The 12,714-nt window shown below is 49.0% G+C and carries 11 protein-coding genes; 10 read left to right on the forward strand and 1 reads right to left on the reverse strand.

All coding sequences use genetic code 11. The annotated features are described in order from the left end of the window. Positions 1–192: 192 nt before the first annotated feature. The 7 genes from ACKFKF_RS08170 (at position 193) to ACKFKF_RS08200 (ending at position 9,231) form a co-directional block, all read left to right on the forward strand. On the forward strand, positions 193–882 hold the full coding sequence (locus tag ACKFKF_RS08170; protein WP_446867288.1) for a sigma-70 family RNA polymerase sigma factor: 690 nt from the start codon (positions 193–195) through the stop codon (positions 880–882). Between the two features lie 243 nt (positions 883–1,125). After that, positions 1,126–2,049 (forward strand): DUF1822 family protein, encoded by a 924-nt coding sequence (locus ACKFKF_RS08175; RefSeq protein ID WP_446867289.1) that lies wholly within the window; start codon positions 1,126–1,128, stop codon positions 2,047–2,049. Positions 2,050–2,301: 252 nt separating this feature from the next. Continuing rightward, entirely contained in the window at positions 2,302–4,602 is a 2,301-nt protein-coding gene (locus ACKFKF_RS08180) for a CHASE2 domain-containing protein (RefSeq protein ID WP_446867290.1), read from the forward strand. A 119-nt stretch (positions 4,603–4,721) separates the two neighbouring features. Beyond that, positions 4,722–5,483 (forward strand): DUF928 domain-containing protein, encoded by a 762-nt coding sequence (locus ACKFKF_RS08185; protein WP_446867291.1) that lies wholly within the window; start codon positions 4,722–4,724, stop codon positions 5,481–5,483. Positions 5,484–5,708: 225 nt separating this feature from the next. Then, positions 5,709–7,916 carry a CHAT domain-containing protein gene (locus tag ACKFKF_RS08190; RefSeq protein WP_446867292.1) on the forward strand — a complete coding sequence of 736 codons (2,208 nt, stop codon included), beginning with the start codon at positions 5,709–5,711 and terminating at the stop codon, positions 7,914–7,916. 469 nt (positions 7,917–8,385) lie between these two features. Continuing rightward, positions 8,386–9,012 carry an alpha/beta hydrolase family protein gene (locus tag ACKFKF_RS08195; RefSeq protein ID WP_446867293.1) on the forward strand — a complete coding sequence of 209 codons (627 nt, stop codon included), beginning with the start codon at positions 8,386–8,388 and terminating at the stop codon, positions 9,010–9,012. A 42-nt stretch (positions 9,013–9,054) separates the two neighbouring features. Next, positions 9,055–9,231, forward strand: coding sequence for a hypothetical protein (locus tag ACKFKF_RS08200; RefSeq protein ID WP_446867294.1), 177 nt, complete (start codon positions 9,055–9,057; stop codon positions 9,229–9,231). 16 nt (positions 9,232–9,247) lie between these two features. Here the strand turns inward: ACKFKF_RS08200 and ACKFKF_RS08205 are convergent, their stop codons facing one another. Beyond that, positions 9,248–9,841 carry a cytochrome b gene (locus ACKFKF_RS08205; protein ID WP_446867295.1) on the reverse strand — a complete coding sequence of 198 codons (594 nt, stop codon included), beginning with the start codon at positions 9,839–9,841 and terminating at the stop codon, positions 9,248–9,250. Between the two features lie 484 nt (positions 9,842–10,325). On the opposite strand from ACKFKF_RS08205, the gene ACKFKF_RS08210 reads away from it, so the two are divergent. The 3 genes from ACKFKF_RS08210 to ACKFKF_RS08220 all read left to right on the forward strand — a co-directional run bounded on the left by ACKFKF_RS08210 (position 10,326) and on the right by ACKFKF_RS08220 (position 12,537). Beyond that, positions 10,326–10,823 carry a DUF2231 domain-containing protein gene (locus tag ACKFKF_RS08210; protein ID WP_446867296.1) on the forward strand — a complete coding sequence of 166 codons (498 nt, stop codon included), beginning with the start codon at positions 10,326–10,328 and terminating at the stop codon, positions 10,821–10,823. Continuing rightward, entirely contained in the window at positions 10,823–11,425 is a 603-nt protein-coding gene (locus tag ACKFKF_RS08215) for a DUF2231 domain-containing protein (protein WP_446867297.1), read from the forward strand. The genes ACKFKF_RS08210 and ACKFKF_RS08215 overlap by 1 nt, the downstream gene beginning before the upstream one ends. Positions 11,426–11,574: 149 nt before the next feature. Continuing rightward, positions 11,575–12,537: a cytochrome c oxidase subunit II gene (locus ACKFKF_RS08220; RefSeq protein ID WP_446867298.1), complete on the forward strand. Its 963-nt coding sequence runs from the start codon at positions 11,575–11,577 to the stop codon at positions 12,535–12,537. The last annotated feature ends 177 nt before the right edge of the window (positions 12,538–12,714 follow it).

Consider the following 12,714-nt stretch of genomic DNA (forward strand, 5'->3'; position numbering starts at 1 on the left):
GTGGGGGATTTAGGGGGCTGAAGCCGATTGAAACGAAGCGAGTCACTCTCATCGGTCTCGCGTGAATTTAGAAAAAAATTATCGATCTTGCATAAAAACTGCCTAAAATTTCTAAGAGTGATGTAGGGTGACAGAATTCCTCACAAACGAGGAAGCTCGATCGCCTCAAGCCCCTGCACGCATCTTGCCGATATGACTGGAACACAGACATCATCGAGTCAATTGCTTGACCCATCCTTGCTTGACCAACAGTTAAAGCAGATGGCGATCGCCGCTCAACACCATCCGCCCAAAAGTCGCCTCCGTCAGCGCGCACTATCTCAGTTAATTCGGGCGCTCCAGCAGTCAAAAAAGCTAGTACGTCCCCGTCGATCGCAGTTTCAAGGATTCTACGACGAAATCTATGCCGAAGCGGTACAGCGATTGTTTGTCCATTTGTGCGAAAAGATTGATGCTTACCAACCCCACCGGGGAGAAGTGCTGCAATGGGTGAATTTTTTGCTCGATCGCCAGTTTTTTATCGAAGCCAGCCGAGACATTTTGCCAACTTTACCCAAAGGAATTGATCCGCGTCGGGTCATTTGTTTGACCTTGGAAGATCTCGACCACAGCAACCCCAGCGAAGTCAATCCCCAATTAGTACCTTTGCCGTCCCAACAAGTCCAACAGTGTTTGGAAGAAGACCCAGATGGTAAATTTCGCGCTACGTTTATCGATCGTAGGCCAGCAGCCAATTTTCAAGTTCTCGCACTGAGACGACTTGCGGGCTATTCCTGGCAAGATCTGTCTTTAGAACTAGGCATTAGCATTCCGACTCTCAGCAGCTTTTATCAACGATGTCTGACAAAGTTTGCGCCTCAGTTAAGAGCCTACTTGTCTTGAGACGTGAGGATCTATCGACCGGATTATGCAAGCTAGATACTATACCACTGTGAATTTGATGAAGTTTTTTCGCTTCGATGTCAAGCTTCTGCCTCCCCAACCCCCCAATTCTGGGGGCTTCAAAATCAGTTGAGCTACAAAGTTCTAGTAACTATGGCTTGAGCCATCAAGCAAAAAGTTTTGTCAGTTAACTAGCCCAATCCATCTCAACACCTTCATTCCTATAACGGAGCTAATTGCAACATGAATCCTTCTACTACAGTCGATCAGGCAACAGTGACGATTCCTATAACGCTGAGAGCGCGTGAAATAGCCGATCGCTTTCGTCAAGAGCATCCTCACAAGGCAAAGCAGGTCTATTTGAATACTTTGGCAGTTCAAGTAGTGCAGGCTTACTTAAGTTGGTTTGGGATTGCGACGGAGCTATCAGAAAGTTATAGCTGGAATCCGGTGATGCAAGCGTTATCGAATGTTGCAGACCTGATGGTTACGGGAGTAGGTCGATTAGAGTGTCGATCGGTCTTGCCCAACGAAGTGACTTGTCAAATCCCCGCCGAAGTTTGGGGTGACCGGATTGGCTATGTTGCCGTACAGTTTGATCAAGCTTTGACAGAAGCAGTTTTGCTAGGGTTTACTGCTCAGGTGACCACTGAAACCGTGTCGATCGCACAGCTACGATCGCTGGATGAGTTACTCGATCGCTTAAAGCAGTCAGAACCCGAAACGCCCACACATCTAAGTCGCTGGCTAGAGGGCACGATCGAAGCAGGTTGGCAGACACTAGAGGAATGTTTTGGACAACAGCCTATTCTCAATTTTCGAGGAACCAGTCAGCTTCAAGCAGTCGAGTCGCCTGTAATTCGTAGTAAGATGCTGAATCTGGGAATTGGCCTAGAAGAAATATTCGTCGCGCTTTTAGTCGGTGTGATTCCTACAGACACTGAATGGATGGAAGTCTGGATTAGAGTGTGTCCCCTTGATCGTCAAACCTACTTACCCGCTGGGCTAGAAGTGATTGTATTGGATGCAGAAGACTGTGCAGCGATGCAGGCCCAATCTCGCCATACTGACATGATTCAACTAAGGTTTACTGGCACGATCGGCGAAACCTTTAGCATCAAAATTGCATTAGGACGACAAAGCGTTATCAAAGCGTTTGTAATCTAAGAAGACATCAGTTCGACAAGTTTTTTCACTGCGCTGCTTGAAGCTTGTGCCCCCCAACCCCCCACTTGTGGGGGACTTTCATCAACGATTCAGATTGGATTCAGCAATGCCGTTTTTAAAGTCACCAAAAACCTAATCAAATTCACAGCTTAATCAGCGATGAAGAATCAAGCAAGTTGACAGCTTAAGTAACTTCATCCGAGAATACAACTCACTGCTTCATCCCTCATCCCTTCTCATGAGAACCCGATCGTGCTAAACGTTGAGAAACTGGTTGTCCTCAAGCTAGATGGTGACTTTGAGCAAGGGTTTCGAGTCGCCTTAGAAGTCGGTATCGATGGCGATCGACCTGCGATCGAGATGGTTGGGTTTCTTCCGGCTAACTCAGAGTTGGTCATGGTTCTACACCGATGGCAGCAAGCTTATCGTAGTTTGGGACATCACACTCGCATTGTTCCGCAAGAGATCATCTATGGTGGCTCGGTCAATCAGTTGGATGACTGTCGCAGCTTTGCCCGCGAACTGCACGATCGTCTCAACACCTGGTTAGATTCACCCGCCTTTCGAGGCATTGACCGTCGGCTCAGAGAAGCGTTGAGTCCAGAAGAAGTGATTCGGATCTTGGTGCGAAGTCAGGACGAACAGATCCAGCGGTTGCCCTGGCAGAGTTGGAATCTACTAGAGCGCTACCCCAAAGCAGAAATTGCGCTATCAGTGCCGACTTTAGAACGCATTCAGGTTGATCGATCGCCCGGTCGTCCCGTTCGGATTTTGGCAATTCTAGGTAATCAGTCCGGTATTGATGTCGAAGCCGATCGCAGAATTTTGGAACAGTTGCCCGCTGAAGTGACCTTTCTCGTCGAGCCACCTCGCCAACAGATTACCCAACAGCTTTGGAACCAGCCCTGGGACATTCTGTTTTTTGCCGGACACAGCCAAACCGAAGGCAACCACGGACGAATCTACCTCAACCCACAAGAAAGCCTCACCCTGGAAGAACTCAAGTATGGACTGCGACAAGCGATCGCTCAAGGCTTACAGTTAGCCATTTTTAATTCCTGTGATGGATTGGGGTTTGCTCAAGAATTTGCTCAACTTCATCTTCCTCAGATGATTGTGATGCGAGAACCTGTTCCTGACCCGGTTGCCCAAGCATTCCTCAAAGTGTTTCTATCTGAATTTACGCAAGGCGAATCACTCTACTTGGCGAGCCGTCGATCGCGAGAACAATTACAAGGACTCGAACACGACTTTCCCTGCGCTAGTTGGCTTCCTGTTCTCTGTCAACATTCTCCTGATCCGCCACCTCGCTGGCACATGCTGTCCAGACAAAAAGAGGGTTCCGTCCCTCGGTCTTCTCTGCGATTGCGACTGTTCACCAGTGGGCTAATAACTGCTCTGATACTAGGAATTCGCTGGCTAGGCGGACTACAATCGCTGGAACTTGCAGCCTTCGATCGTCTGATGCGCCTCCGACCGAGTGAAGGATTAGACCAGCGGTTGTTGGTTGTCAAAGCGACCGAAAAAGACTTTCAACAACTTCAGGAATATCCCCTCAGCGATCGCACAGTTACCCAACTATTACAAAAGCTAGAACGCTACGAGGCTCAAGCGATCGGCTTAGATTTATATCGTGATATTCCCCAGGGCACCGGACGCACTGCACTCCTACAACACCTGCAAACGAGCGATCGCGTCATTGTTCCCTGCAAACTGCCCGATCAGCGAAGTCAAGGAATTGCTCCACCCCCTGATATTCCTCCTGATTCTTTGGGCTTTACGGATGTTGTGGTCGATCCCGATCGAGTGATTCGTCGTCAGGTATTATCCGTAAGTCCAAAACCAGGTGTGTCCTGTTCGACTGGCTATGCACTGAGTTTTTTATTAGCGGCTCGCTACTTAGCAGACAAGGGAAAGCCGAATACTGTAACAAACAACAATTGGCAGCTTGGCAAAGTTTTACTACCTCGATTGCAGGTGCCAACAGGGGGCTACTCTACGATCGAGACCAATGGTTCTCAAATTTTGCTCAACTACCGAGCGCCGATCGAAGTCGCCCAACAAGTTACAGTCACCCAGGTATTAAATGACCCTGACCCGGACTACATTCGCGACCGCATTGTTCTGATTGGAGTCGATATCGAAGACATCGATCGCTTTGCGACACCTTACAGCCGAGATAATAGTCAGACGCTCCCCGGTGTTGTAATTCATGCCCAAATGGTGAGCCAACTACTGAGTGCTGTTTTGGATCAGCGTCCTTTACTTTGGGTATGGTCTCCTGGCGTAGAAGGACTCTGGATCTGGGGCTGGTCGATCGCGGGTGTGTGGGTTGCAGGAATGTCAATGTGGACAGGGCGAACTGGATTGCTCTATTGGAGCATCACAAGTGCAGGAGTGCTAATCCTCTTAGGCGGCATTTGTTTTGGATGGCTTAAGCAAGGCGGTTGGATTCCGTTAGTTCCGTCTGCGATCGCATTCTCGGCAAGCAGTGGTAGTTTGGTGATTTACAACACCTTTTTAACTAAAAAGAAACTTCAAAAACAGATCTAGACAGCATTCCTTTATGATTACACTAGCGATCGAGCATTGTAGAATGCAGCCAGAAATAAAAACAAGTTTGTTCATCCATCAAACGACCAGCCAATGACGAATGACAAAGGACACTCCCAATGTACAGAGTCAATCAAATTCTCCGATACACCGTCTTAGCCGCCACGATCGCGGCACTGCTACTGAATGACATCAGGGTAGCTTTCTCTGCACCTGCACCACGCCCCAAACGGACTCGCATTCGTTACAAAATCGCGCTACCGCCGCCGACGGGCAATCCTACTCAAACCAGTGGCGCAGGAAGCCGAGGACAAACTGGTAAATGCCCTGCTGTAGACATTCCCCTCACCGCATTGGTGCCGACTTCGACTGAGAGCGATTTTGTCTGGGGTCGCACACTAGAAGCGCGGCCTACTTTCTGGGTGTATGTTCCCTATCGGCTGACTCCGCAACTACCAGGTGAACTACGACTCAAAGAGCAAGACACTGAGGGAAACAGCCGCAATCAGACCATTGTTCGCATTACCAACGCCGCCCCCGGTGTGATGGGCATTCGCCTGCCCGCCAATAAAACATTAGCCACCAATCAGCTCTACTACTGGAGTTTTGTGGTACTTTGTGATTCAAATGATGCTTCGGCTAACCAATTTGTCAAAGCAGCCATCCAGCGCATTGCTCCCCAGCTAGTCAACTTATCAGCACCGGGACGAAAAGCTGCCCTCTATGCAGAAGCTGGACTGTGGTATGACGCAATCACCCAGCTAGGCAAAACGCTACACGATCGCCCCCAAGACCCCCGCACGCTGGACGATTGGACAACCCTACTCACCGACAGCGGCTTAAATCGAGTCGCCCTCAAAGCGATCGTCAAAACCCCCTGAGCCTCCTCGTGAATCAGAACAAAGTTCTCCCTCATCCCCTGGTTGACTGACAAAACTCCTGAAACCCTCGATTCTTCGTAGGTTGGTGTTGAGCAACGCGAAACCCAACAGCAGCCTTTCTACCGTTGCTAACGTTGGGTTTCACCAGGTTCAACCCAACCTACCTGAAAAGATTTGTCAGTCAATCAGCCCTCATCCCTCACCCTCACATCAAGAGGTGCCACCGTGCAGAGTCTTCATATCGGGCTGCTAACCGTCATTCTGGGAGCGATCGCTGCCCATCCAACGTTGGCACAGTCCATCACTCCAGGAATCGATGGAACGGGCACTGTGATCAATCAAACGGGTAGTACCTACACGATTACGGGAGGCACCCCGATCAATGCCAATCTGTTTCATAGCTTTCAAAGGTTTGGACTTAGCCCTGGCGAAGTGGCTACGTTTTTGTCGAATCCCAACATTCAAAACATTTTAACCAGAGTTAATGGAGGCGAAACGTCGGTTATTAATGGCTTGATTCAAGTAACAGGCGGCAACTCCAATTTGTTTTTGTTGAATCCGGCAGGCGTAATTATTGGAGCCAATGCCAGTCTCAATGTGCCTGCTGCCTTTGTTCCTGACCCTCTACTTCCAGGTTCTTCAGATATCTTGCGATCGTCCTCAGTGTCGTCGTTTTCATCATCAGTGTCGTCGTCATTCTCATCATCGGCTTCGTCGTTTTCATCATCGTTTTCATCGTCGTTTTCGTCGTCATTCTCATCATCTAGCTTTAGTAGTTCCATCACGTTCAATCTTCTCCAAAATCCATTACCCAATTCGCTCACCTTCTCACAACCTACGATTAAACCGTCTCTTCCACTTTTACAGAATCCGGTACCTTCAGTCTTTCGGGGACGATCGCTGATCCAATTCAATTCACCTGACAGTTTGTTGAAGTTTCCGGCGACTATTCCCTCGATCGCGCTTCCTCGACAGCTAACCGGAGGCACAGGCGACAATGCAACGACAGCCATTGAGCAAAACGGCACGATTCAGCTAGTTGGTTCTGGACTGAGCAGTGCTACTGTGGAGCCAACCCGCTCTGAGAACCGTCCTGACATCGCACAACCTGCCAGCGCCTCACCCCCTCCCTCATTGATGGATGCAACCTGTCTGGATACAGGGGTTAGTAATATAGAAGCTACCCTGACTCAAACCTACTCCAACTACTTCAGATTCAAATCGAGCCATCCGACTTCGACCAATGCTTGCCTTGTTCTTGACTCGATCCAAACCGCAACAGGGGTTAAAAATGCCTTACTGTATGGCACCTTTGTCCCTGCCTCGCTCAACACTGATCCAGAACAGGCCCAACTCGAATTAGTAATCGTTGCTCACTCACGACCTCCGATTCGCAAACGCATTGCGGCCGCTACTCGCCAAACAATTCGACAATTAACGAATCAGTTTCGCAGTGAGATTTCTGATCCGAGTAAAGTCGGTACAACAAGCTATCGTCGATCGGCACACCAACTCTACCAACTTCTCATCGCCCCGATCGAGTCAGAACTCAAAGCCCAACGCATCCAGCACATCACCTTAATTTTGGAGCCAGACCTTAGCACACTGCCTCTAGCAGCCCTCTACGATCGTACCACTCAGCAGTTTCTTATTGAGAAGTACAGCCTTAGCTTGATGCCCAGTTTGAGCCTCACTGACACACGCTATCGAGATATTCGCAAACTGCAAGTGTTAGCAATGGGTCGCTCAACCTTCACCGATCCTAGACAGTCTCCTTTACCTGCTGTCCCGATCGAACTTGCGCTGATCACTCAAACCCTCTGGTCGGGCAAAGCCTTTCTCAATGAGCAGTTCACGCTCAATAACTTAAAACAACAGCGCCCTCAATCCTTTGGCATTCTGCATCTGGCCACTCACGGAGAATTTAAGTCTGGAGACCAGCGCCCCAATGCTGCCAAAGAAGATTTAAAGCTGTCTCTACAAACCCCGAATGCTTCCTACATTCAGCTATGGGATACACAACTACGCCTCAATCAACTTCGCGACCTGAAGCTAGACAATCCCCCGGTCGAACTGTTGGTTCTGAGTGCTTGTCGGACGGCAGTGGGCGATCGTACGACCACCTTGGGATTTGCCGGACTTGCGCTCCAGTCGGGTGTAAAATCAGTTCTCGCCAGCCTGTGGTATGTCAGCGACGCGGGAACATTGGGACTGATCGCCGAATTTTATCAGCAGTTAGCAAAGTCCTCCACCAAAGCAGAAGCAATACAACAAGCCCAAATTGCAATGCTCCGTCAGCAGGTCAAAATTCAAGACGGTCAATTGTCCTGGACAGGTGGCAAACAGCCTCTACCCGCCAAGTTGCCCAAATTTGTTGATTTATCTCATCCCTACTACTGGTCAGGATTCACGCTAATTGGCAACCCCTGGTAAGGAGAACTGGGCAAATTGGAGACATCAATTGAATTTCCCCTAATCCTCTATGAGTGAGAAACTTTGAATTAGAATTCTAGCTAGTGGTTTATCGTCGATCGGGTTACGTAGGCTATTTTGAAGATCCCGATTCGTCCCCCTGCCCGATACACCAAAGCCTTCTTCAGGAGAACTCAAGTTTATAGAATAGACTTCCTGCACGAATCATAGATGCCCTCCGACTAAAGTCGGGGCTACAAGAGCAAAGTGTGCCTTCGCACACTAAAGAGGCGATTTTAACCGTTAGTCCACGGAGGTGGACTTTGTTCTGATAGCAGCGATTTCAATCGCCAGGTATTCATGCAGGAAGTCTAATCAATCGATTTGTATCTTGAGTCTGAATATGTTGTTTGCGACAGGAGCTTGACGTTGGGTGGACGGTGACATGCTCACAGGTTGCGCTCCAACCATACGATCTCACGCGGCCTCCTTGAATGAGGCCCGGCAAGATTTTAAGACAGTTGTGCAGCCTCAAAAAGCCCCGATTCAGCCCGTCGAAGCCGCCCCAACTTCCATCTTTCAAACGATCAAATATCCGGCTCCAAGCGGCAAACTGGCGGCTTATCTTTCTCCCAATCCTGGCGACGGCAAAAAACATCCCGCAATGATTTGGATCACAGGCGGCGACTCCAACACGATCGGCGATGTCTGGTCTCCGGCTCCGCGTGACAACGATCAAACGGCGGCAGCGTTTCGCAAAGCAGGCATTGTGATGATGTTCCCTTCATTGCGAGGGGGTAACGACAATCCAGGCACCAAAGAAGGCTTTTTGGGCGAGGTAGATGACGTGATCGCCGCCGCAAACTATTTAGCAAAGCAGGATTACGTCGATCCCAAACGGATTTATTTGGGCGGTCACAGTACAGGCGGCACCCTGGTTTTGCTGGTTGCACAGACCTCCAATCTGTTTCGTGGGGTCTTCTCTTTTGGGCCAGTAGAGGATGTCTCCCGATATGGAGCCGACTCTGGGTTTCTGCCATTTGATATTTCAAATCAGAAGGAAGTCGAGGTACGATCGCCCCTCCATTGGTTGTCTTCTATCCGATCGCCCGTCTAGTTTTTTGAAGGAACTGAGGGCAATGTAGATTCGCTGCGAGCCATGTCAGAAGCTTCAACAAATCCAAAAGTCCAGTTTATTGAGGTCAAAGACGTTGACCATTTCGCCACGCTTGCCCCAATCAATGAGATCATCGCCAAAAAGATTCTCAAAGACACCGGAGAGATGAGCACCCTTTCGATCTCTCCAAAGGAAGTGAATCAAGCTTTTTCTCGATAACTCGATCACCTGGTCTCTATTTCATCTCGGCAGAACTGGTGGTCTTTGATTTTACAAATTTTGTAATTCGCCGCCAGTTTGCTTTGACCACTTTCCACTGAGCGATCGAATGCAGCACAACAAACGCCAGAAATGTATAAGACAACCAGAAATGAAGACTTCTTCCTACCTCGACCATCGCTGGATTCTTAGGAAATAAATCGGGAAGCACAATCCCAAAAAACTTAACGTTACCGCTCTTAAATGAATTAGAGAGCAAAAACCCTGCGATCGGAACTGCCCACATAAATAAATACAGACTGGAATGCAGCACTACTGTCTTAAACCAGTCCGGCGTAAACTTGGGAAAACGCTTAGTGTACTTGCGCCACCACACCCGCAGCAATACCAAAATTCTCCAAGTGAGCAGCGCCATCGTCAACACCCCGATCGACTTATGAAAGTCATAAAGCGCTCCCCGAAAGGAAACTTCTCTCGGCAGTTGAGCCATAAATGTGCCCACGACAAACAGCACCAGATAACAAGCAGCCATCCACCAATGCACCGACATCAACTGTTTGAAAGCAGAATTAACTCTAGATCTGGCGGTGGTTTGTTGGATTGAGGTCATCAAAGTTCTCCCAGGAGTGAAGGTGATTTAACGTCAATTTGATCAAGTTCTTTCGCTGCTTTGTTGAGCGATTCTGTTCCCCATTCTATAAAACTTCAGAAAGAGTTGTGGCTTGAGTTCTACCCATTTTGATTAACCTTTTCTTAGTCAACGAAGGCAAGCCAAAATACAGGGGATTAAGTTCTGAATTTTTAGTCACATTCCGGGATTCTCTTCAGAATTGCAGAAAGACTTCTGTAGTGTGAGCCATCGGGCTGGTCATTCCATGTCAAAGTTGCACTCAAGCCGCTTGTAGCCATAAGCACAACACAAAGATCTCTCTTTAGGTAGATTGTTAAACAGATTAATTGAAAGAAAGAGAAAAGTCAGGGTCTAAAACACTATCCTGAAGGGTAGAAATCAAACATTTTGTGGCATCATTCGGACGGTTATTAGTTCACTGAGTTATTACCGCTTTGCTCCCTCTTAATGCCGCTCAAAACTTATGTTTAACTACCTTCCACCGCTCAACGAGCACAACTTACCTTACCCAGACACCATCCATCCGATCGTCGTTCACTTTGTGATTGCGATGGTGCTATTTGCAGTATTCTGCGATGGAATCGGCTACTTTACCAAAAATCCTCGACTCTATGAAGTGAGTTGGTGGAATCTGGCATTTGCCACCGTGTCGATCTTCATCGCTGTGATCTTTGGACAAATAGAAGCAGGACTCGCCGAACCCTATGACGCTGCGACCTCAACGTTGGATCTACACACCATTTTGGGCTGGTCGTTATCAGGCATTTTGGCGGGTGTGACGGGGTGGCGCTATGTGATTCGATCGCAAAATAAGCCGCAGTTGCCCATTCCTTATCTAGTCGTGAGTGTGCTACTCGTCGGGCTGGTAATTTTTCAAACCTATCTCGGCGATTTGCTGGTGTGGGTTTATGGATTGCACAACGTTCCGGTGGTTGAAGCGACCAGAAGAGGGGAACTGTGATGAACTCGGATTTAGTTAACCAACTGGGCGATCGCCTCGGTGCTAATGACTTGCCTTATGTGATTCCAATTCATCCCAACCTGGTGCATTTGACGCTGGGACTATTTATCGCAGCGATCGCCTTCGACATTGTGGGCGTGCTTTTTCCGGTTGAGAAAGCGGTCTTTAAGTATCTGGCGATTCCGGTGACGCGATCGGGCCTCTTTGATGTGGGCTGGTACAACGTGTTGGCGGCTGCGGTGATTACATTCTTGACCGTCGCGACTGGGTTTTATGAAATCTTGCTGGCCGATCCGCTAACCGATGTCAAAAGCGCCTGGGGGCTGCAAGCGATGGAAACGATGCTCTGGCATGGCGTTGGGGGTGTGTTGCTGCTGGCTCTCATGGTCGGTATGACCGTCTGGCGAGGCTTTCAGCGCTACCTTTGGCGTAAGGATATGGCCAGACAGGTACAGTGGGGCTATCTTGCAGCAGGGCTGGCTATCTTTTTGCTGATGTTTTTACAGGGGACGCTGGGATCGCATCTGGGCGGTGAGTTTGGCATTCACACCACGGCTGACCAACTGCTCAAAATGGGCGAAAATCCAAATCAACAGTTGTAGGTCTGGTATTCGTCAAACTTTGATTAAAGCGTGTTACTGACTCAAAAACGGTGAACGGTGCTACGAGTTCTCAGAGCTTTTGGTAGTCAATCTTATCTCAGGGCTGTTCTACTAAACTCGATCGATTCCTACTCTTTGCGGCTGTGACTATGAAACTTCGTGCGATTGTGACACTTGCCGTTTTAGCGGTACTTCTGGGATTCTTTAGCGTCTGGATGGGGCAGCAATCCTACGGCTGGTTCCCACCAGAGGCGGCCGCTGAAGCCAAACTGTCAGACGATTTGTTTAGCATCTTTGTCGCACTGGGAACCTTCGTCTTCTTTGGCGTGACGATTCCCATTGTGTATTCTCTAATCTTTCATCGAGCCGGGAAGTATGACTTTAGCGACGGCCCGCCGATCGAGGGCAACACCCTACTCGAAATTATTTGGACAGGGGTGCCGATCGCGCTTGTCTTAGGGCTATCATTTGCCAGCTATCGCACCTACGATAAGATGTCAGTCCGGGGCCCGATGGAGTTGGTACATCTCCACATGCCGCAAATGGTACAAACTGCCAATGCCGCCCCGTTTGACGACACGCCCCAAAAAGAAATTCAGAGCGCCCAGGAAAAAGCCCCCGTAGAAACGATCGAGGTAACGGCCAAACAGTGGGCCTGGATCTTTCGCTATCCCGATCAAAATGTCACCAGTACCGAGCTACATCTACCCGTCGATCGTCGCATTCATTTAGCACTGCATTCAGAAGATGTGCTGCATGGTTTCTATGTGCCAGCCTTTCGACTCAAGCAGGATGTGGTGCCCAATCGAACGATCGACTTTGAGTTTACGCCGATTCGTCCTGGTAAATATCGTCTGAGAGACTCGATGTATAGCGGCACTTATTTTGCAGCAAATCAGGCAGATATTGTGGTGCAGTCCCCCAGTGACTATGAGCAGTGGTTGTCAGATGCCGCTTCCCAAACGCCGTCTCCCGCCTACAATCAAGCGGCCTTTGAATATGATAAGGGCACCAAAAGCGGCAACATCGGCGGCTGGAAATCAGTCGCGCCTGCCTCACCTCCGATCGTCAACTACGCCCCCAAACACGAAGCCACCAGTCCTTCTGCTTAAGCCTGTAGGAGTGAATTCGATAAAGTCTTTTTGCTTCGTTATTCTGGCCTTCTGCCCCCCAACCCCCCAAAATTGGCGGACTTTAAGACAAGATCTCTGGTTCAAGATCCTCAATTAAGGGAAAGATTGCCCTCCCTGAACCAACAGAATTAATTCTCTCATCTCTCATCCCTCATC

The sequence above is a fragment of the Phormidesmis sp. 146-12 genome, assembly GCF_052939495.1.

Bases quoted from the DNA above. Each gene is read 5' to 3' on its own strand.
- ACKFKF_RS08220 (WP_446867298.1), top strand. From the start codon at position 11,575: ATGAAACTTCGTGCGATTGTGACACTTGCCGTTTTAGCGGTACTTCTG.
- ACKFKF_RS08210 (WP_446867296.1), top strand. From the start codon at position 10,326: ATGTTTAACTACCTTCCACCGCTCAACGAGCACAACTTACCTTACCCA.
- ACKFKF_RS08175 (WP_446867289.1), top strand. From the start codon at position 1,126: ATGAATCCTTCTACTACAGTCGATCAGGCAACAGTGACGATTCCTATA.
- ACKFKF_RS08170 (WP_446867288.1), top strand. From the start codon at position 193: ATGACTGGAACACAGACATCATCGAGTCAATTGCTTGACCCATCCTTG.
- ACKFKF_RS08185 (WP_446867291.1), top strand. From the start codon at position 4,722: ATGTACAGAGTCAATCAAATTCTCCGATACACCGTCTTAGCCGCCACG.
- ACKFKF_RS08215 (WP_446867297.1), top strand. From the start codon at position 10,823: ATGAACTCGGATTTAGTTAACCAACTGGGCGATCGCCTCGGTGCTAAT.
- ACKFKF_RS08200 (WP_446867294.1), top strand. From the start codon at position 9,055: ATGTCAGAAGCTTCAACAAATCCAAAAGTCCAGTTTATTGAGGTCAAA.
- ACKFKF_RS08205 (WP_446867295.1), bottom strand. From the start codon at position 9,841: ATGACCTCAATCCAACAAACCACCGCCAGATCTAGAGTTAATTCTGCT.